This window comes from Pedobacter jeongneungensis, assembly GCF_000633455.1.
In the GTDB taxonomy this organism is placed as follows: Bacteria; Bacteroidota; Bacteroidia; order Sphingobacteriales; family Sphingobacteriaceae; genus Pedobacter; species Pedobacter jeongneungensis_A.
The window spans coordinates 37,160-59,582 of sequence record NZ_AYMG01000003.1; the positions used below are offsets into that span (position 1 = coordinate 37,160).

Below are 22,423 nucleotides of genomic sequence, written 5' to 3' on the forward strand. Positions count from 1 at the left end.
TTAGCGTTAAATATCACCTACTCGCTGGCGAATTTTGGATTCTCGTTTTTAAAGTGAAATACAATTTCCCAGTCTCCAGCTTTGTAAATGGCGAAGTCGATGCCGAAAGTCGCAACCGTACGCCCGCCACCAAAGGCACCTCTGGAGTAGCTAAGCTCGGCCTTTGCCCTCGAGCCACCCAGGGCATACGAGGTTGAAATCTCTACCAACGGAATTGGATAAGCCACATCGTACTGCACATATTTGTCGGTTTTTTGCATGTTAAAGCCATGTATCATTTTATCCCATTGCGTTTCGTTAAAGAAAGCCGGGTTAATTTCTACCGAATCTTTATTTAAAACCTTGATCCTTAATGAATGGCCATTGCCTCCGGTAAACGGACGGATATAAACCACTACATCTTTTTTATCATTATCGCTTACTAAATTTTTATTGGAGGTAGCACCGATTACGTTGCCTAAGTAAGGGCGGATATAATCCCTTAATTTTTTATCCAACGGAAACTTTGGATCGGGTGCAGGCAAACCTGTGTAGGCATTAAAATCGTTTGATGGCTCATAGGGGCGCTCACGGAAAGGCCTGATCTGAAAATCCTTGATCAATCTTTCCCCGCCGGTATTTTTAACCTTCACATCAAAAAAACGGGTATCCTGACTAAAGTTGGTACTATCTGTTGGTCTTGGGGCAATTAACTGGTTGGTAGCTGAAGCCCACAAAATAAACTGACCAGAAGAACGCATTTCGAATAACTGGTGCTCTTCAATTTTTCTTTTTGCTTCTATCTCTGCCAAACTTTTTTCAAGGCCTGTATATGGCGCTGTCCAAACATAAGTTGGTGCCTTTTGGAAAATATCACTTACCGGCCTTCCATCACCAAACCTTGCATTCACAATTTCGAAAGTGATGGGTGCAGTTGAATTATCACCGTTAAAACCACCAATCAGGTTATTACGACCGATAATCGGTTCGAGAATTTTATTGCTAAAATTTACATTGTTACTTAAGTAATCTTTTTCATCTGGCAAATTGTACAGCTTTTTACATCCGCTTGCCATAACCAGCACAAACAATACAAAAAGAAGTTCCTTTTTTACGATTGATTTCATAAGTCTTTCTAATTTATTTTTTCCGTACTCCATCACCTATTTCGTTTTATTAATTGTCCATTCTGCAAGCTGGAATGTACCGCCATTCCTTAATTCTGTAATGTTTATACGGTAATACTGGTAAGCAACCGTGTTGGTACACCTAAATATTTTTTGCTGGTACCTTTCTTCGAAAAAGAAGTTGGTAACGCGGTGCAGTTCGGTCCAGTTAACACCATCCTGCGAGCCTTCGTATGTCCAGGCCTTAGGATCTCTTTCCGGGGCATCGTTAGCTGATGTTAGTGTATAAACCGACGATACTTCTGGTGTTTTAAGTTTGAATTGCATGGTTAAAAAGCCATTTATATTGCATAAAAACTTAGTGTGGTCATCGCCATCAATTACTTTTTTAGAGTTTTCGCCATTGGTTGGCCCACCGTCGTTTTCACGGTTGGAAGAGAAAGTACCACCTATGGTAACCATTAAATTTGGTGGAGGCGGAACAAAAGTTAAACGGGTAACAAAGCCATCAAAACCGAAGGTATGATCGGGACTGATAACGTGTACAATTCCATTTTTTGTTCTGATATTATTTGAAGCCGTTGTACTGGTGGCCCAGTTTCTGATAAACTTGCTTTTTTTGGTATTGCTAAACTCGATCACTTCTGGTCCGGCACCAACTTCTCCTGATGCAGATCCTTTGGTCGATTTTGCATGCATCGGATAAGCAACTTTTACGCTGGTTAGGTTTAAACCATCCTGAAGTTTTAAAGAATCGGTTGTTTTTACACCTCTAATGATGTAATATGACACCATCGTATCCAGCTGTATGCCATCAATATTAGATAAGAACAAAGGGTCTTTATCGGATAGTTTCCTTAAACTGTTTAAATTCCTTAAAGCCAGCTGAAAACTGGGATTGGTTACAGCAAACAGAGTAACATTACTATCGGTAAGTGTTTTCTTTAAGCCCATCCGGTCAATCGCCACAATGAGCGAATCGTACACACCCGGTTTACTTTTTAAATATTCGTAGGTATTTCCTGCAAAAGGAACTGCCTCATCAGAAGCATCATAATAGCCCCCGTTCTTTTTACAAGCCGAATACACCAGGGTGAGCAATAAAAGCATAGCTACTGCTCCCACATATTTTACAAAATTTTTCATCTGTTTATTATTTTAATGGTGATGAAGCCACCATAGCCCCGAAAGACCATATTGGTTTCATATATGTATTGTTTTAGCGCCAGTAAGGGTTCTGAGTTAATAAATTATTCTGCAATAAAAGTTTGCGCGATATTGGCCAATAAATACCTCCTGAATTAATCAGGTTCATGAACTTGGCATCGTTCTGTCTTATTTTATTGTAGCGGATTAAATCGTACCACCTCTGGCCTTCGCCCATTAATTCGCGGTGACGCTCTTCGAAAATCATTTTTAAGATATCATCATTCAAATTAAAGCTGAATGATGAACCCGCAACAGTTCTCCGGAGAAGCACGTTTAACAATTCGTTGGCAGCGCCTTCCTGATCGCCAAGCACAGATAGCGCTTCGGCACGTAACAATACAATATCTTCCAATCGGGTAAAAATAAGTGCACTGGTAAAGTACCTGAAGTTAGGATCAGTAGTTCCGCCCTGAATTACTTTTATTTTACTAAAAATTGGATATTTACCATTCAGGTTGGTGAAATAACGATCGTATTTAGATTGACCTAATGTATCTACAGCGAATCTTTCGTCGTTTGGCCAGTTAAAATATTTTAAGATCGAATCTTTTGGTAAGTAAATATCAGGGATTGCCTTTGTGGTAATTGGTTCGGCAAGTGTAAGCTCTTCTATGTGACCTGTTGATGAACCATCGATATGACCGTAATCTGAGTTAAAGCCAAACATCTGCCTGAAGTTTTTATTATAGAAAAAGCCATTTGAGTTTGATAAATCCTGACTAGATGTAAAGCCCCCACCACTTTTTCCATAATTATCTTCTACAAATTTTGCATATTTCGCTACGTTCGAGTAATCAGCTGTCCAGGCGGCAACATGCGCCAAAACAGCATAAGCAGTAACTTTAGTCGCTAATGCACCTCCCCAACGGGTTCTATCCTCATTATAATAGTTGCTTGGCTGTTGTATATCGCCACCGCTATAAATGTATGGAAGATCGGCGGCAGCCCTTAAAATTTCAGATTCTACCCAGGCCAAAATTTTTGCCTGACTTTCTCTTGGTTTATTTTCAAATACACCTTCGTTAGAAGAAATAATGAATGGCACATCGCCCCAGATCCGCACCATGTAGAAATATGCAAAAGCCCTTAAAAACCTGGCCTGCGCAATATCAACCGTCATGTTATTATCAGAGTAACGTTTATCGGTTGCTTTAACATGGGCAACGTTTTCAAGAAAAACATTTGCACCGTTTACAATTGCATAAAATCTGGTCCAGTCAGAAAGCGATTCTACCACCGGGTACGATGCATTTAAATTATTGCTGATGATGGCTTTTAAATCCTGTCTTTTCGGGCTGGTAAATTCACCGGTTCTTACATCGCCATAAATCCAGTGGCCATTGTTATCAGATAATGCCGAACGGGTTAGGGCATAAACCCCCATAATACCGGCACGAGCATCTTCAACCGTATTCCACATATTTTTCTCGCCCACAACACGGGTAGAATCTGTTTCCAGCGCCTTGTTACAGCCAGATAAAGCAATTACAGCAAGCAGAAATGAGTATAATATTTTCTTCATCATTGTTGATGTTTTGTTTGTATTTCTTTCCATATTATAATTCCATTTTAACACCCAACGTATAGGTTCTTGGGATCGGTTGACCGTAGCCTGTATCAATGCCATCGTAACCTACCAGTTCAGGATCCTGCCCCGTGTATTTGGTAATTACGAACACATTGTTTACCGAGCCATATACATAGATTTTATTCACCTTGATATTTTTTCGCTTTAAAAAGTTACCAAAATCATATCCAACAGAAACCGATCTTAATTTTAAGAATGAACCGTTTTCTAAGAAAAGGTCCTGATCAGTACGGTAAGGAATTACAGTACTCCAGGGATTGTATAAAGGGTATTTGCTATAATCGCCTCTTTTTTCCCAGAAGGTGATTTCTTTAACCGACGATACATCTGTATTGCCTTCGTGATTCACAAAATCGAAACGGTTAGCCATTTCTTCGTTAATAATCTTTCTACCGAGGTTGAAATATAGGTTGGTATTTAAAGTCCAGCTGCCATATCTGAAAGAGTTATCAAACCCTCCTGCCAAAACCGGCAAAGAATGTCCTTTTAATACTTTGTCTCTTTCATCGATAATGTTATCGCCATTTTGATCTTTCCATTTCGGATCGCCAGCTTTTAACGGTGTACCATTGTATTTTAACGGCTGGCCGTTAACAACAGGCACCTGACTGTTTGCAGTATAAATACCTTCATTTTCCAGTAACCAGTATTGATCTACCGGCTCACCAACTTTTAAAAACCTGTTGCCAATGATAATTTCGTTCAAACCTCTTGGCAAGGCTGTTAATTTATTACTGTTGTGGTTCAGGTTTAATGAAGAATTCCATGAGAATTTACTTTTAGCAATTACCAGTGCACTAATGGTTAAATCTACTCCGGTATTGCTCATATCCAATCCACTTTCGATTGATTGTTTATAACCATATTCTGCATATGATGGAATGCCCAGCAATTGGTTTTTCTCTGCCTTAGTATAAAAATCAACCGCTACATGCAAACGGTTTTTAAGCATGGCTACATCAGCACCAATATTTAACTGATCTGAATACGACCATGGCACACCATAACCTACCCAACCGAACGAATATGGCCTGGTCAATACTCCAATTGCGTTATAACCTGGAACAGTTAAGTTTCCGGTATAACCAACCGATGCACTGTATTGAGGGCCCTGTGCATAGTTATCAAAGGTGAAAGCCCTTCCCATTCTGCCGGCACTGGCACGCAATACCAGGTCATCAATAAATTTCTCGTCTTTTAGCAGTTCATTTTTGATGTTCCACGCAGCCGAAACGGTTGGCGAATAAAACCAGCGTTTGGTAGGCTGTGCATTTGATGAACCATCTGCCCTTAATATTCCAGATAAAAAGTATTTATCGTTGTAAGAATAATTTACCTTACCATAAAATGATAACAGGTTATCGGCTGTTTTATCCAGGAAACGGTAAGTTAACTCCCTTGGAAATGCTGTTGGCACCAGGTAGTTCGGGTTATCAGAACCATCATCGTTTTTTGGTTTAGAATCCAACAGGTTAATTTTGATATAATCATTGGCTCCTTTATAAGCATAAGCATAGTTGTACTTATAAATATCCCATATCATGGATTGGCCGAGTTCGAAATGAAAATCGTGTACTTCTTTAAGTTTCAAATCATAGCTAGCCTTATTCTCCATCATTAGCCTTTGGTTAAAACCATAGTAGTTAGAGGCATAGCTATTTCCCTGCAATAATGTTCTTGCATAGAAAATATCCCTGTAACCTTCATTATAATCTACATTGAAAGATGAGCTGATGTTAAATTTGCCAAATGTGGCTACCAGTTTGGCAAAGCCCTGAATACTATTGGTTTTGTTATCATCAAAACCCTTACTGTATGAATTTAAGTAACTGGCATAATAATCTTTATTTGGTGCCAGCGGAGCACTTAGATCAGGGAAATAATTGATCTGTGCAAACCTGTCTCTTAAGGTTCTGTTCCGATCACGGTTTAAACGGTTACCGTTAATCATAGCCGAGAACAACAACCATTTAACAGGTTTCATGTTGATATTGAACATGGCGCTATAGCGGTCTAAGCCGGTATCATCAGCAACACCACTGCTTTTCGTATTCCCTAAAGAGAACCTGAAATTTGCGCGGTCAGAACCACCGGTTAAGCCTAAATTGATGCCATAAACCAGTGCATTTTTATAATATAAATCGGTCCAGTTAGATTTGCCGCTATATACATTATTAAGCGAATCACTTAAATATACCGGATAGGCCTCATCATCAGAGTACCTGCCGTTAGTAGTATAAATATCGTAGAAACGTTGTCTGAATTCATTCTCGTATTTACCGTTAATGGTATTTACAACTGGCTTTTGTGCCATGCCGATATACGAATTGAAACTAATGCTGCGCGAAACACCATCGGGAGCTTTTGTTTTAAGCAGGATGACGCCATTTACACCCCTTGGACCATAAACAGCCGTACTGGCCGGATCGCTCAATACTTCTATCGAGGCAATGTTGTTCATATCAATCCCGGTAAGCAGGTTAGTGGCAGGACCAATCCTGTTGAAATCGTACTGCTGGATATCAAAAGCAAAAGGATGCTCGCCAATTAAAGGAACCCCATCCAGCACCACCAATGGTTGTGAGGCATAAACATCTTTTTTAGACAGCAGCGGCATTGGCGCTCCTCTTAAAAACATATTCTGTATGGTTCCCGGTTCGCCGGATGGCTCCTGAACGTACAGACCAGCAAAATTGCCCTTTAAGTTTTGCTGTAATGAAATGGCTGGAAAAAGAGATAGGTCTTTGGTATCTTTCTGCACACCGCCAGACAGTTTGTTATAAACTGTTTTCTGACTGATCTGCTTTAAACTATCTTTCCGCAGTGAATCTTTTAAGGGTACGAACTTGATTTTCGTTGTATCCTGAAAGATTAAGTAATTAATTGTCAGGCCTTTATGAAGTTTTTTACCCGCTGCAAAAATTGGTAAAACGTTTAATGTAAACGCGGCAAAAAAGACAAGGCACGCCCATAAGTATCGCATAGTTAATGGATCTTTAATTGGTAAAAAAATGATTTTTAAAATTTATTTTTTTGGAAACGGCAAGATATATCCTTGATGAGGGAGATAGGTACTTCTGGAGTAATAGTTAGGGATTCTCATAAAATTTAGCATTTGGTTAAATCAAATATATATATACTAAATCGTTTTAACAACAAATTGTCATTTTTATGAAATTTTTATTAAATCCAATAATAATATTCAATTATTAACAATAAATGTCAATTTGACACATAAAAAAATCAAATTTTATTAAATTATATTAACATTTTAATCCCCTATAAAACAGCATATAGCGATATTTTATTCTGCTAATTACAATAAATTGAGTGATTTTATGTTATAGAAAATAAATCTAGTTAAACGTTTTACCTAAAATAATTTCAGGGAGGTTTTAATCACGTAACGTTACAACACGAAGAAGTATCTATGTAAACAACAGTTAACCTAGAATTAATATTACACGAAAAGCTTTGTGCACGTTAGAAACGGTTTAATACATTAATTGTTAACTGGTTAAATTATCGTTCTGTAGCTACACGATAAATTGGATCTTCGATAATATTTACCTCAATAATTTCATCGGCATTTTTAAGAAGACGCTTACAGTCTTCGCTGAGGTGCTTTAACTGCAGTTTTTTATTGGCTGAGCGGTACCTTTCGGTGAGTTTGTTCAGCGCATCTATACCCGACATATCAAAAACCCGGCTGTTTTTAAAATCAACGGTTACCGTTACAGGATCTTCAGCAACATCGAACAGTTCGTTAAAATTGGCCACCGAGCCAAAAAACAATGGTCCAAATATTTCATAGTGTTTTACACCATCTGCATCAATATATTTACCGGCCCTTATCCGTTTAGAGCTTTGCCATGCAAAAACAAGTGCCGAAATAATTACACCAATTAATACCGCCAGGGCAAGGTTATGCAGCCAAACGGTAATTACCGCTACCAAAATCCCAATAATGATATCCTGTTTAGGCATTTTATTAATCACCTTAAAGCTCATCCATTCAAAGGTACCAATGGCTACCATCATCATTACACCAACCAATGCTGCCATCGGCACTCGGTCGATCACCGGAGCGCCAATTAAAATGATCAACAGTATGGTTAACGCAGCAATAATGCCGGATAACCTGGCCCTTGCTCCTGCTGAAAGGTTTACCAGTGTTTGCGCAATCATCGGACAACCGCCCATCCCTGTAAAAAAACCATTTAATATATTGGCAATGCCCTGGGCAATACTTTCTCTGTTAGAGTTGCCCTTAGTTTCGGTAATTTCATCAACCAGGTTTAAAGTAAGTAATCCCTCTGTTAAGCCCACACCGGCCATAATAAGCGAATAAGGAAAAATAATTTTAAGCACGTCCAGATTCAACGGCACTTTGGGGATATGGAAGGGAGGAAAACCACCGCTTACAGAGGAGATATTCTTAACCAGTTTGGTATCGATACCAAAGCAAAGCACGATCAAAAAAACCACGATGATGGCCACTAAAGATGCGGGAACGGCTTTTGTTATTTTTGGGAGGATAATCACAATGGCCACGGTAAGTAAAACGAGGGCAAGCATAATATATAAAGGTGAACCGCTTAACCATTCTACTCTACCATTAACCAGGGTTTTAAACTGTTCTAATTGCGACATAAAAATGATCACGGCCAAACCATTCACAAAACCAAACATTACCGGTTGCGGAACGAGCCTTACAAATTTGCCGAGTTTAAACAGTCCGACCAAAATTTGGATTACACCTGCCAGTGCTACCGCAGCAAAAACATATTCTAAACCCTGGGTTTTCATTAAGGCGATGAGTACAATTACCGTTGCCCCTGCCCCGCCAGAAACCAAACCTGACCTTCCACCCAAAACAGCTGTTACTAAACCCATTATAAAAGCGGCGTAAAGACCTGTTAACGGAGGAAAACCAGCCAGGATAGCAAATGATAATGATTCAGGGATCATTGTCATGGCAACCGTTAAACCCGCAAGAATTTCGGTTTTATAGTTAATTTTCTTCGAGAAATCGAAAAGCTGCAGGTAAGGTTTCATTTATAATGGAATGTTTAGCGCAGGCAAATATCCGGTTTTATTGTAATATAATATTTAAATTAATCCTTCCCCCACCTAAACCAGAGCAGATTATGGCTGCGGTTAGCACAGTAAATCAATTTATAAGGCATTTAATACATCACTAATCAAACGGTTGCGCGGAGTTTAAACGGGCATCACCAGTTTTATAGCCCGACCGATACATATTGAGCATTGCTACCGCTGCAATTACCTGCTTTAGCACTTTATTCTTAGTATGTACAAACATAACAGCCATGTATTAATTGTCACTTTTACATTTGTTATGGATACCATTTCACCATGATGGCCTTTAATTCCATATGGGGTCATATCCGAAACTTTTCACAAACGTTTGCGTGGAGTTTGACCACCCATTTATTTGACAGCGGCTGGTTTCATTTCTAAATTACGGCTTCAGCCGTTCAAAACCGGCAAATAAACTATTAACTAACAAAACAAATAACCATGAACAAATTAAAAAAAAGGCAAGCCCTTCTAACCGGCTTGTTTTTAATGTTCTCTCTTTTGGCCTTTGCGCAGGTAAAAATTACCGGCGTTGTAAAGGATAGTGATGGAGGAACTGTACCAGGTGCAACCGTAATGATTAAGGGAACCAGCACTGCTGTAAGTACCACACCCGACGGTAAATTCTCAATCAACGCTCCGGCAGATGCTATTTTAACAATCTCTTTTATTGGTTACAATCCACAGGATGTGCCTGTTAATGGCAAAACCACATTAAATGTAGTGCTTACTTCATCTACCAAATCGCTAAACGAGGTGGTAGTAGTGGGTTACGGCACGCAGAAAAAGGTAAACTTATCTGGTTCAGTAAACACGGTAGACACCAAAAACATTGTTAACCGTCCGGTTACTTCGCTTACGAACGCCTTGCAGGGTGCCGTACCAGGTATGGCCATTAAAGCTACGCCAGGTGATGTTGGGGGCAACATTGGGACCATTAACGTACGTGGACGCGGTAATTTAGGCTCTTCAGAGCCACTTTTCGTAGTAGATGGAGTGATTGTAAGTTCAGGCGATTTTGCACGCATCAATACCAATGATGTAGAAAACATTTCGATCCTGAAAGATGCTTCGGCTTCTGCCATTTATGGTTCGAGGGCTGCTTATGGTGTAGTGTTAATTACCACTAAAAGAGGTAAAAAAGGCGAAATGACCATTAATTACAATGCTTATTATGGCATCCAATCGGCAACGGTTTTACCAAACTGGGTTGGTGCTTATGATTATGCCACCTTGCGTAATGAGGCTGCTGCCAACGCAAATAAAGCTCCGGTATTCTCGGCAGGCGATTTAGCCAAGATCCAGAATCAATCAGATCCGGATCGTTTCCCTGATAACGATTGGTATGCTTTAACCTTAAGAAATACTGCTCCGGTAATGGAACATGCCATTAATGTTTCTGGCGGGGATAAAACCAGGTATTATTTAAGTGGGGCCTATTTTAACCAAAACTCACTGGTTCCGGGAAAAGATTTAACACGCTACTCGTTAAGGGCCAATACCGAAACACAGGTGAGCGACAAATTTAAAGTTGGAACCAACATTTCGTTTATCCGTGATGGTTTCGACAACACAAACGGATTGATAGATTTTACCAGTTTAAACAGACTTACGCCTTTAGTGGTAAATAAACAGACCAACGGTAACTGGGGCAGTATGAACGGTGGTAAAATAGATGGAACCTCGGCTGCAACCAATACCCTTAGGAAACTCGAAGAAGGTGGTCGTAATTCATATAATACCAACCGTTTTATTGGTAACTTAAACGGAACCTATACCCCGATAAAAGGTTTAGAGATCAGTGGTTTGGTTTCGTACAATTTCTACAACACCGTAAATAGCGCATTTATCAGTACCATTGATCCTATTCTGGATTTTAATACCGGTGCTCCACTTAGCGGAACGGCAGTAAATACCAATCAGCTTACGGAAGAATGGCAAAATATCGGTCGTTTGTTAACCCAGGCAACGGCCAGCTACGAAAAAACAATTGATAAACATTATGCCAAGTTATTGGCCGGTGCTTCTTACGAGAACAACAACACCAGGGTGATCAAAACCATCCGCAAGAACTTTGTAAGTAACGATTTAAATGCAATAGACGGTGGTTCAAGCGATCCTTTAAATACCACCTCATCCGGTAGTATCCAGCAAAAGGCTTTCGAATCTGTATTTGGCAGGTTTAACTATGCTTATAACGATCGCTATCTGTTTGAGGCCAGTGTAAGGCTTGATGCATCTTCTCAATTTGCACCTGGTCACCGCTGGGGTGCGTATCCATCATTTTCGGGTGCATGGAGAATCTCACAGGAAGATTTCATGAAAAGCATCAGCTGGATTTCGGAACTGAAACTCCGTGCTTCCTGGGGTAAACTGGGTAACGTAAATAACGTGGGCAATTACGATTATTTCGATGGTTTAAAAACCGGAACTGCGGTTATCCTGGATGAATCTAAACAAGATGGTGTTTTCCCTAATAAAATCTATAATCCAAGATTATCATGGGAAAAGATCAATATGACCAATATTGGTTTGGATGTTAACCTCTTTAAAAAACTGAGTCTTCAGGTTGATGCCTTTGACCGTTTAACCAACGATATTTTATTAACAGATCCAACCATACCGGCTGAAGCAGGTTTAGTTAGTGATACAGATCCCCTTAAAACCCAATATCCTTCTATCAACCTTGGTCAGGTGAGAAACAGGGGTTTTGAACTTTCATTAACCTATAGCGGACAGATCAACGATTTTAAATATTCAATCGGTGGTAACCTGAGCAAAATCTGGAATAAGGTTGAAAGTTTAGGCGGTGCATCAGAAACGCCACCAAGCGGATATTATATCAACAGGGTTGGTCAACCGATCGGTTCATTTTACATGTTGCAGTCAGATGGTTTATTCACCAGCAATGCAGAAGTTGCAGCACATGCTTTTCAGGCCAACGGAACTAAAGCAGGTGATATTAAATATGTAGACCAAAATGGAGACAACAAAATTGATGGCGACGACCGTGTAATTGTAGGCAATGATGTTCCTTACTTTATCTACGGACTTAACTTTTCGGCCAATTACAAAAACTTCGATTTCTCGGTTTTAGCCAATGGCGTAAGTGATGTTAAAGTGTATCTGGAAAACGAAGCATCGCAGGCATTTTTTAATGGTGCAGGTGCAAAACAATACGTTTTAGATAGATGGACACCTGGCAACCCGAATCCAAATGCTGCTTATCCAAGGGTTTTGGTATCTGGTGATAATACACAGAACCTGATACAGTCTGATTTCTGGTTGTTCAACGCTGATTATTTAAGGATTAAATCGTTAACCCTGGGTTACAGCTTACCAAAATCGGTATTGGATAAAATTAAAATCAGGGGATTGAGGATTTATGCATCGAGCAATAATCCATTTACCATCCGTGGCGATAAAAGGTTAAAGGATTTCGATCCGGAGGCGGCTTCTCAGCGTGCAGCTTACCCACAATTAAAAACCTATTCGTTCGGTATCAACCTTACCCTTTAACAAAAGCTTTTTATGAAAAAATTAATATATATATCGTGTTTAACTTTTGCCAGCTTCGCCATAAGTAGCTGCAAAAAATCGGCAATCGATTTTGTTCCACAGGATCAGGCGTCGAACACTACCTTCTGGAAATCACAAAAAGATGCCACTTTAGCATTAAATGGCTGTTACGGTTATTTAAATAATGCTTTTAATAACGCCTATGATGATGGAGGTTCTGATAATGCCTATGCCCAGTATCCATGGGAAAGTAATGCCACCGCTATTGCTGCAGGAAATATAAATGCTACACTTGATCAGGGTTATAATAGCCGCTATATTTATATCCGCAGATACAATTATTTTCTTGATAACGTAGGCAAAACTCCAATGGGTGCCGATTTAATGAAAAGATTTATTGCCGAGGCAAGGGTTTTAAGGGCATTAACCTATTTCGATCTGGCGAGAACATTCGGTTCGGTTCCATTATTAAAGGTTGCTTATACTGATCCGCACGAAACCGGAGTAGCACCAACGCCAGAGGCCGAGGTGATTAACTTTGCCATTGCCGAAATCCAGAGTGCAGTTACCGATCTTCCGGCAACTTATCCGGGCGGCTCAACTGTTGAAACCGGAAGAATTACCAGCGGTGCGGCCTGGGCCATTTTAACCAGGATACAGTTACAATATGGCAAATATGCCGATGCGGTTACCAGTGCGCAAAAAGTAATGGGTGCAGGTTATCAGTTGTTCAGGGTAAGTACATTAGCACCTGCCGATACTCAGGACGATTTTAGCACTTTTGTAAGTTTTGCCAATGATGCTGAAAAACAGAAATTTTATAAAGGTTTAGCCAGTTACGAGCAACAGTTTTGGCAAATTAATGAGGGAACCAGTAAAGAAAATATCCTGGTTTCTCAGAACATCACCAATTCCTCATACGAATATGGCAACGGTTTAAGAACCTTATTCCCTCCGGGCAATTTAGGTGGCTGGAGTTCTATTACGCCTACACAGGAAATGGTAAACGCCTACTGGGATAAAAGTGGTAATCCATTTACGCCACCTAGTGCAACTACCAGGGCAAGTAATTATAATAACGGCACGCCAAATGCAGCCTATGCAGACGAATTTAAAAACCGCGATACCAGACTTTATGCCAGTATACTATTCCCAGGTACACCCTGGAGCCGCTTTGATAGTGGTTATAAATTTTCGTGGGGGAAAGGTGGCGGAAACAATAGTGTAACCGGTTACAACTTTAAGAAACTGGTAGACCCAGCCTTTACACAAAACGATTGGGATGGTGCACAGGATTTCCCGATCATCAGGTACGCCGAAATTCTTTTGGCTTATGCTGAAGCTAAAAACGAATTGAGCGGTCCGGACGCAAGTATTTATGCCGTACTTGATGACATCAGGGATAGAGCCGGAATGCCAGCTGTAGTTCAGGCTACTTATAATACGAAAGAAAAATTAAGAGCGTTCATCCAACAAGAACGCCGCATCGAACTGGCAGCAGAAGGTCAGCGTTTCTTTGATATCAGACGCTGGAATATTGCTAAAGATGTAATGAAAACCACTTACGATATTACCAACAGTCCGGTGCAGGAACGTGTATGGCAATCTAAATTTATACTGATGCCTTACCCTCAGGCGGCCTTAGATGGCAACCCGAATTTAAAAGCGGCCCAATCGGCCAAAGGTTATTAGAAAAAAAACGTCCCGATTTTAGATCGGGACGTTTTTTTTTAGTCCGAAAAGTCCGGAGACAGAGGTCGGAGGTCCAAAGACAAATAAACCTTAATTTTCTTAACTTCTTAATGGTCAGAAATGATGTAAAATGTAAATAGTCCGAAAGTCGGGAGACCGACGTCCGAAGATAAATAAACCTTAATTTTCTTAACTTCTTAATGGTCAGAAATGATGTAAAATGCAAAATGGATGATGGAATTGATCCGAAGCCCTAAATAGTCCGAAAGTCGGGAGACCGACGTCCGAAGATAAATAAACCTTAATTTTCTTAACTTCTTAATGGTGAGGAAATGATTTAAAATGTAAAACGGATGATGGAATTGATCCGAAGCCCTAAATAGTCCGAAAGTCGGGAGACCGACATCCGAAGATAAATAAACCTTAATTTTCTTAACTTCTTATGGTGAGGAAATGATTTAAAATGTAAAACGAATGATGGAATTGATCCGAAGCCCTAAATAGTCCGAAAGTCGGGAGACCAACGTCCGAAGATAAATAAACCTTAATTTTCTTAACTTCTTAATGGTCAGAAATGATTTAAAATGTAAAACGGATGATGGAATTGATCCGAAGCCCTAAATAGTCCGAAAGTCGGGAGACCGACGTCCGAAGATAAATAAACCTTAATTTTCTTAACTTCTTAATGGTGAGGAAATGATTTAAAATGTAAAACGGATGATGGAATTGATCTGGAACCCTAAGTTTAACTTTAAAAAGAATCGGAAAGTCGGGAGACAATCGCCCGAAGTTAACATACAAGTAAAAAACCTAATTGCATCTTCGTGCCTTAGTGGTAAATAAAAAATACCCCTTATCTTTATCACTCAAGCCATGCATCACAAGTTAAGAGCACATATAGAAAAAATAGTACCATTAACAGATGACGAATTTGCTTTTGTAGAAGCGCATTTCATCACTAAAAAGTTCAAAAAACATCAATTCCTTATTCAGGAGGGAGAAAATGTAAAGTACTCTTACTTTGTAGTTTCGGGGCTTTTAAAACTGGTGCATACCGACGATTCGGGGAAACAGCATATCGTTTCGTTCGCCATGGAAGATTGGTGGGAAAGTGATTACCTGGCCTATTTTACACAAAGCAAGGCAACCATGAGTTTAGAATGCCTGGAGGATACTGAAGTATGCTGCTTTACCCTTAAAGATTACCGTAAATTATGTGCCGGACTGCAAAAGATGGAGCATTTTTTCCTGCAGAAAGCAAACTTTGGCCATATCGGATCTCAGCGTCGTATTTTATCATTACTCACCTCCAATGCCCAACAACGTTACGAACAGTTGCTGAAACAATATCCTGCTTTGTTTCAAAGGGTACCAAAATCTTTACTCGCCTCTTATTTGGGTGTTTCGCGGGAAACTTTAAGCAGGTTTACGGTTTAAAACAAACTATACCACGATGGATACTGAAACAAGTTCGGTATAACGAAACGCTTAGGAAAGCTATCCAACTAATTCAACAATTGCTTTTTAAATACATTCGGACTAATGCCTACTTCCTTTTTAAATAAACGCGAGAAATAAGACAGGTTTTCAAATCCCAATGCATAAGCAATCTCCGAAACCGATCTATTCTCTCCTATCAGGCGGTTTTTAGCTTCGGATATTAAATAAATATGAATATGTTCGAGGGCTGTTTTTCCGCTTTCCTGTTTTAATACATCAGATAAATAACCGGCAGAAATATTTAACCGTTCGGCCATATAATTTACCGAAGGTAATCCTTTACTCGCCAATAATCCCTTGGCAACATAATTGTTTATCTCTTCGTTAAATCTGGTTACCGTTTTGCCCGAAACTTCTGCCCGGTTAAGGAATTGTCTTTTGTAAAACCGCTGACTGTATTTCAACATGGTATCTACATTGGCCAAAATCAGTTCCCGGCTGTATTCATCCTGGTTATTGTTGTACTCGGTTTCAATTTTATGATAAAGTTCCCATACAGTGGCCTCTTCGCTTGGCGAGAGGTGCAATGCTTCATTGGCCTCGTAATCGAAATAGTGGTATTTTTTAATCACATCGTGCAGGATATGCCCGTTCAGGAAGTCTTCGTGAATAAAAATCAAAAAGCCATCTTCATCCAGTTCGAGGTTTTTCATTTCCACTAACTGGTTAGGCTTAAAAAACATCATTGAACCACTTTCGTGATCGTATTTTGTACGCCCGTAAAGAATATGCCCCGCCAACACCTTTTTAAAGCCGATCATATAAAAATCGCTCGTAAATTCCCTGTCGCCAATGGAACATTGGCGGTTGCATTGATAGATGCTAAACTGCGGGTGTGCAGGCGGTGGAAATCCATTTGCCTTGTGCAGCTCGATTAAACTTTTAAAATGTTTCATGCCCTTAAAATGATAGCGGATACAAGCTACACAATTACCTGCATAGCTTGTATTTAATAAGCTTTATTATGATTGATTAATGACCGTGCGCATCGGCAGATACCGTTGCCCACTCTTCAAACTCGGCCAAACGCTCTGCATAAACCTTTTTAACTCCAGGATATGCAACCTTTCCCAATAGGAAATGTAAAGGAGGGTTTTCGCTATCAATCAATGCCAATACCGCTGGCGCTGTAGCTTCTGGTTTACCCCAGGTATCAGGTGTTGCACCTTCGGCAAATGCCTGTTTAATTGGCGCATACACTTCCAGAGGTTCTGTTTGGAAAGCAGAAGCTCCAGACCAGTCTGTAGAAAAACCGTTTGGTTCGATTAAACTCACGTTAATGCCAAAACCCTTTACTTCAGCAGCCAATGTTTCGCTTAAACCGTTAACCGCATATTTAGAAGCGTTGTATAAGCCCAGTACAGGTAGCGTTACCAGGCCTAAAAAGCTCGATACCTGAATAATGTGACCACTTTTTTGTTCGCGCATTACCGGCACTACTGCCTGTGTTACCCAAAGCAGACCAAAAAAGTTGGTTTCCATTTGTGCGCGGGCCTGTTGCTCAGTTGTTTCTTCAATAGCGCCAAATAAACCAAAACCAGCATTGTTGATCAATACATCAATACGGCCGAAATGTTGTTTAACCTTATCTATTGTTGCAAATGCAGCGTCTCTATCGTTCACATCCAACTGAAGCGGAAGTACCGCATCGCCATAAGCTTCAACCAGGTCGTTTAAATCTTTAGTATTTCTTGCGGTTGCGGCAACTTTATCGCCACGTTCTAAAAGGGCCTTGGCCCAGATTTTACCAAAGCCACGGGAGGCACCGGTAATTAAAATTATTTTCGACATTTTTTTCTTTGTTAAATATTGATAACAAAGGTATTGCGGCCACCTGAGAGCCGTTTATACAAAACACGGAAGTATTAGCACATTTTAAGGGAGGTTATAATAAAGTATGTATTCGATGACAAGTTCCAGGTTTAAAAGCATCAGCACATTTTTTCGGAGCGCAATTTTTTGTGCTTATGGGTTGGGTTCCGTCCTGCTGTTTGTTCAATCCTTTTGGAGAAACTTGCTCTGGAGAAAAAATCATCTTTTCCCAAAAGGGATTTCACTGCCATCAGGGCTATTTAACAATGGCCTGGTAAAAATCGTGATTAACCCGTTGGTCGGGATTTGTACTCCCGACTAGCAGAATCGTAATGCTTTAACCAGGCTTTTATTGTGCATTAACATTCCCGCCTACGCGGGAAAGACGACCAAATTGGAATCCATCATCGCCCACTTCAATGGTTTGCTAAAAAACTAACCGTTCGAAATGGCGATCAGACGATTACAACCTGCTTTTAAAAGCTGTTTAAGCTGCGCTTTTTATCATCTTAAATCTGCGGGGAGAATTTACATAAAAGGCCGCTACGACATGGTAATCGTAACGGCCTGATCTAAATTATTCAAACACCTTATAAAATGGTTTAAGCTTTAGGTATGTATTTCGACAATGGAAAATCTTTATACTGCCAATGGAAATTTAACTGCTCTATCTGTTGTGCACTGTGGTATCCTGAAATATTTACCAGTTTAGGGTTAAATCCGTCGCTAAGATCGGCTGTGAAATAAGTGTTGCCAATGCTGCCGCCACCAGCGGTACTTGCTTTTTGGGTACTAAACCAAAGGCCATCCACATGGCGATTGAAGTAGCCGATTACGTGGTTGATGTATTCGCCAGTGCCAAGCGTTAAGGTTTCAACCGAACTGCCGGCTTTTCCCTTTAACCCGTCAGAAGTTTCGCTTCCATCGTAAAATACTTCCAGTCCGCATAATACGCCAGCTTCAGCGTATATTTTTATTTTACTGATTACACCATTCTCTTTCCCTTTAAATTCTGTTGTTTTATATGGCCCGCCAAATAATCCTGTTGTTTTACTGTTAATGGTTTCTTTATATGCTTCATGTTCCGGATCAAAATACTTCCAGAGTTTAGCAGGAAGTAAAAATTCGTCGAGTTCAGTGGCATATTGAACCCTTACCTGGTTTTTACGTTGCTCAGCAGCATTTCCGGCAAGTTGTTTATAATTTTCGTCGCCAATTCTATTGGAAGTAAACTTCCATTCCATTTTCCAGCCGTCGTAGGTATCAACCGCTTCAGAAACATAGGTATCGCGTGGAAATTTACCTTTTCCTTCAATGGTATAATCTCTCCTGTCTTTTACCTGTGCCATTCTGAAATCCATCACAGCTTTTCTGCTTTTCTCTACCTCCTTACTATATTCTTTTATTGAGGCTTTTAGTTTCCGAAGGTTATTGGCTTTAATCTCATCGGTGGCTTCAACACCATAAAGGTCTTCATACTTCGTTACCATCATGTGCCTAAGGGCAATCATTAAAGTACCTAAACCCACCAGGTAAGGCAACACTTCTTTCGATTGGTGCAGAAAATGGGGTTCTCTTCTTACAATACTTAAAACTACATCATTGATTTTACCCCCCTTTAAACCGCTATCGGTGTTGATTTCTGCAAGGCTTTTCAATTGCCCTTCGAGCATTTCTTTGAGCTGTTTCAACTGCGATTCTTTAATCAGCTCCCTGATCCGCGCATCCACATAAACCTTCATTTGCTCCCAAAGATTGGCCAGTTTATCTTCCTTACTCCAAAAGTGTTCAACAATAACTTTAAGCCCTCCACCAACTTCGGGTATTGCGCCGATAAGCCCTAAAGCAGCGGTATGAGCCATTTCGTTAATCTCTACAAAGGATGTCGGATTATCGTCGGCAGGCTGGTTGATTACAGCTACAGGTTTAAAAAGCTGGTTATCGGTAGTGGTTAAACGATGCTGCACCACTTCAGCGTTATCAGCAGTACTTAAGCCATATACATCCAGGTATTTACCACTGTTTAGGTTCATGATGCGGTAATATCCGTCCCCTGCCGGTATAAACCTGAAATGCAGGTTGGCTTTGTTGGGTTCCCAATGCCAGGAAATCGGATGTACCCCGTCATCTTTCGAACTATTATGTATGGCTAAAAAACGCTCTTTATAGGGCTCCATCAAAATCCAATGGAAATTATTCCCAAAATCAAACCGAAATTGCTGTTGTTTATTGTCGGGGTCGAATTTCATCTGGATCAATCCGGTTCCGAGATTGGTGTTGGCAAAGCCAAGTGCCTTTGCACTATGCTTCGCAATCAGATAATAGCTCTGATTGGCTAAAGGTTTAAACGACATGTGGGATGGAATATTAAATTTGGTTAAATGTATTTAATTAAATTTCGGCAGGAATCATCATTAATGAGTAAATGCAAAATAGTGCTGTAACTGCTGTTGAGAGATCGTATGATGGAAGATGGAATAAATCTTGAATAGCCAGCCAGCTCTGTGCCCTCTGCACCCTTCTCTTGCGTTCTTTGTGGTTAAAATAAAGGATCATTAAGAGATTATTAAAGCCACGGACGCATGGAAAATACGGAGGATTGCGTAGACACTTTATTTTACTACTTTCGATTCAGGCAACTGCAGAAAGTAAGGTTTTGCGAAAGTAGATAACTCAAATTGCGGCGGCATCACATCCGTCGCATATAACCCCTTAACTTGTCGTTTTTGCACGTTAACACCTATAGGTAATGCCTGTATCTTTGAATAAACTAAATAAGAAAACAAATATGGCAACTCAAATTTTTGTAAACCTGGCTGTTAGTGACCTTAACAAATCAGTAGAATTTTTTACCAAACTCGGTTATACCTTTAATCCACAATTTACCGACGAAAAAGCAACCTGTATGATCATCAGCGATACGATTTACGTGATGCTGCTCACCAGAACCTTTTTCCAGACTTTTACTACAAAAGAAATTGTAGATACCAGCAAAGCAATAGAATGTTCAATCGCACTATCGGCCGATAGTAAAGATGCAGTGAACGAAATGGTAGATAAAGCCGTGGCTGCAGGTGCAACCATACCAAACCCGGCTACAGATTATGGATTTATGTACCAGCACAGTTTTGATGACCTGGATGGCCACCATTGGGAATATGTATGGATGGATCCGAACGGCATGCCAGAGCATCAGGGGTAAGCTGTATATTAAATTATAAAGGGCAAGTAGCGGATTTTCGTGCTTGCCCTTTGATTTTCTATTTTGATACCAGCAACAGGCTGGCACCAGTAAAAGATCACTTGCGCTTAATAAATAAGAATTTTATTCCCTCTGAATTAATCAGGATTAAATTATTGTGATCTGATTTAACCATTTTATAAGCCTCCGTGCGCGGTGGTTCAATCATGGTACGCTGTGGCTTAAAATCAACAAATACATCGCTTCTCTTTTGTCGAAATCTACTAAAAGGGATGATTACACGGTTATAACCTATAAAATCGACAGTGAAATATTGGATTTTTTCAGCTTTATCCACCCGCAAACTAGTTTTCCCTTCCGACATCGAGTCTGCGGCAAAAACAATATTAAATTCTCCATCCCTTAAAGCAACCTGTACGCCATTCATCGGCGTTTTACCATCAAACGCCTGAACAAAGATATAGGTGTATTCGTAAAGCTCCTCACTGGTGGTGATTTTATAGGTAGATGAATCTTTATCCTCTAACTTAAAATAGTTCAGGTAAAGATGATCATTATCCATTCTAAATGATCCCTCACCATACTTGTCGCTCACATGGCCAGTTGATTGATCTCTGAAACCCGAGCCATTAAAAGTCAGTGTCCGTGTGCCAGCATCTACGCCCGCGGAATAAACGTAAGTGCCTTTTATTTGGGCAAATGAGATTCCTGTCGTTAAAAACAGGATAACAGTAAGCATATATCTGTTGAGCATATTACCTTTTTATGATTTTAATAAGAATGTGCTGAATTTGACCTTAGCCTCTCGCTAAAACAGTTTCTTATTGCGAGAATTTAATCTTCTTAAAGTAGGCTTTCTTAATTTCAATCAGTATCACGCCATTGGCGCCTCTGGCGCCATATATTGCTGTTGCTTTTGCATCTTTTAAAATTTCTATTTTCTCGATCCAATCAGGCGATAGTTCATTCATCCTTAAAGCATCAAGTATACAGCCTTTTTTACCAGCATAAACATAATAAAGTGGTGTTTGATCTAGCGAAATTGTCGAGATACCTCCCAGCATTATCCTGCGCTCCGCAATTAACTTAACCACAATTTTGTCATTGATGTAAGTCTCTACCTTAGAAAAACCCGGCAAATTAAAGATGAACTTATTAAGCATGTCCTTATCATTCAAGCTGAGTTCAAATCTACCGTTTGAGTCTGTTATGGCCAGCACTTTTTCATCTCCCTTTATTCTGATCTCCACACCATTTAAGGGATTTCCTTTTAAATTATCCACTACTTTACCTGCGATAATGGTTTTTAAAGGAGGCAGGTTGTTTGCTTCTTCAACGGATAAGGACAAAGATTTAGGATGTTGCTCGCTGGGCACTACAACTGGTTTTAAATTTTGCGCCTGGGCTTGGCTAATTATAGATGCGCCTAAAGCAAACGGCACCAGCCAGTGCCAGCTAAGCCTTGGAGAAGGCAAAACAAGCTCCCGGTTTAGCTGACTGGCCAATACCCGCCCACATATATTGTCATTTTTATTTTTGAAGAACTGAATTAGTTCCTTATCGGATTTAGCTGATAGATCAAGAATGTTTTTATTACAACTGCTACAATGATGGTTTCCATCTGCTCGCTCAATCTCACTCCATTGCTTTGTACAGGGATTGGTTAATACTAATTGTAGACTTTTCATGCTT

The 22,423-nt window shown here is 40.0% G+C and carries 15 protein-coding genes; 4 read left to right on the forward strand and 11 right to left on the reverse strand.

Annotated elements, in window-relative coordinates:
• Positions 1-17 precede the first annotated feature (17 nt).
• The 6 genes from U859_RS0103140 to U859_RS32450 form a co-directional block, all read right to left on the reverse strand.
• Complete coding sequence (locus U859_RS0103140; RefSeq protein ID WP_025141984.1) at positions 18-1,106, reverse strand: DUF5007 domain-containing protein; 1,089 nt, start codon at positions 1,104-1,106, stop codon at positions 18-20.
• 36 nt (positions 1,107-1,142) lie between these two features.
• Positions 1,143-2,252 carry a discoidin domain-containing protein gene (locus tag U859_RS0103145; protein ID WP_025141985.1) on the reverse strand — a complete coding sequence of 370 codons (1,110 nt, stop codon included), beginning with the start codon at positions 2,250-2,252 and terminating at the stop codon, positions 1,143-1,145.
• Between the two features lie 73 nt (positions 2,253-2,325).
• Positions 2,326-3,870 carry a RagB/SusD family nutrient uptake outer membrane protein gene (locus U859_RS0103150; protein ID WP_025141986.1) on the reverse strand — a complete coding sequence of 515 codons (1,545 nt, stop codon included), beginning with the start codon at positions 3,868-3,870 and terminating at the stop codon, positions 2,326-2,328.
• 1 nt (position 3,871) lies between these two features.
• On the reverse strand, positions 3,872-6,886 hold the full coding sequence (locus U859_RS0103155) for a SusC/RagA family TonB-linked outer membrane protein (RefSeq protein WP_025141987.1): 3,015 nt from the start codon (positions 6,884-6,886) through the stop codon (positions 3,872-3,874).
• A gap of 539 nt (positions 6,887-7,425) precedes the next feature.
• On the reverse strand, positions 7,426-8,961 hold the full coding sequence (locus tag U859_RS0103160) for a SulP family inorganic anion transporter (RefSeq protein ID WP_025141988.1): 1,536 nt from the start codon (positions 8,959-8,961) through the stop codon (positions 7,426-7,428).
• Between the two features lie 142 nt (positions 8,962-9,103).
• Positions 9,104-9,229, reverse strand: a complete 126-nt coding sequence (locus U859_RS32450; protein WP_262496781.1) for a hypothetical protein — start codon at positions 9,227-9,229, stop codon at positions 9,104-9,106.
• Between the two features lie 218 nt (positions 9,230-9,447).
• Here U859_RS32450 and U859_RS0103170 point away from each other — a divergent pair, with 218 nt between their 5' ends.
• From U859_RS0103170 to U859_RS0103180, 3 genes are all read left to right on the forward strand, one after another.
• On the forward strand, positions 9,448-12,525 hold the full coding sequence (locus tag U859_RS0103170) for a SusC/RagA family TonB-linked outer membrane protein (protein ID WP_025141989.1): 3,078 nt from the start codon (positions 9,448-9,450) through the stop codon (positions 12,523-12,525).
• Positions 12,526-12,537: 12 nt separating this feature from the next.
• On the forward strand, positions 12,538-14,217 hold the full coding sequence (locus U859_RS0103175) for a RagB/SusD family nutrient uptake outer membrane protein (protein ID WP_025141990.1): 1,680 nt from the start codon (positions 12,538-12,540) through the stop codon (positions 14,215-14,217).
• 873 nt (positions 14,218-15,090) lie between these two features.
• A complete protein-coding gene (locus U859_RS0103180; protein WP_025141991.1) occupies positions 15,091-15,654 on the forward strand; it encodes a Crp/Fnr family transcriptional regulator in 564 nt (187 codons plus the stop codon).
• A gap of 68 nt (positions 15,655-15,722) precedes the next feature.
• Here U859_RS0103180 and U859_RS0103185 read toward each other — a convergent pair whose 3' ends face one another.
• From U859_RS0103185 to U859_RS0103200, 3 genes are all read right to left on the reverse strand, one after another.
• Positions 15,723-16,613 (reverse strand): helix-turn-helix domain-containing protein, encoded by an 891-nt coding sequence (locus U859_RS0103185; protein ID WP_025141992.1) that lies wholly within the window; start codon positions 16,611-16,613, stop codon positions 15,723-15,725.
• Positions 16,614-16,689: 76 nt separating this feature from the next.
• Positions 16,690-17,508, reverse strand: a complete 819-nt coding sequence (locus U859_RS0103190; protein ID WP_025141993.1) for an SDR family NAD(P)-dependent oxidoreductase — start codon at positions 17,506-17,508, stop codon at positions 16,690-16,692.
• A gap of 623 nt (positions 17,509-18,131) precedes the next feature.
• The gene (locus U859_RS0103200) at positions 18,132-19,883 is read right to left on the reverse strand and encodes an RICIN domain-containing protein (RefSeq protein WP_025141994.1); all 1,752 of its coding nucleotides are present in this window, start codon (positions 19,881-19,883) and stop codon (positions 18,132-18,134) included.
• 434 nt (positions 19,884-20,317) lie between these two features.
• Here U859_RS0103200 and U859_RS0103210 point away from each other — a divergent pair, with 434 nt between their 5' ends.
• Complete coding sequence (locus U859_RS0103210; protein WP_025141995.1) at positions 20,318-20,731, forward strand: VOC family protein; 414 nt, start codon at positions 20,318-20,320, stop codon at positions 20,729-20,731.
• Positions 20,732-20,828: 97 nt separating this feature from the next.
• Here U859_RS0103210 and U859_RS0103215 read toward each other — a convergent pair whose 3' ends face one another.
• Both U859_RS0103215 and U859_RS32155 read right to left on the reverse strand, forming a co-directional pair.
• Positions 20,829-21,485: a hypothetical protein gene (locus tag U859_RS0103215; protein ID WP_162799846.1), complete on the reverse strand. Its 657-nt coding sequence runs from the start codon at positions 21,483-21,485 to the stop codon at positions 20,829-20,831.
• 67 nt (positions 21,486-21,552) lie between these two features.
• A complete protein-coding gene (locus U859_RS32155; RefSeq protein ID WP_025141997.1) occupies positions 21,553-22,419 on the reverse strand; it encodes a carboxypeptidase-like regulatory domain-containing protein in 867 nt (288 codons plus the stop codon).
• Positions 22,420-22,423: the final 4 nt, after the last annotated feature.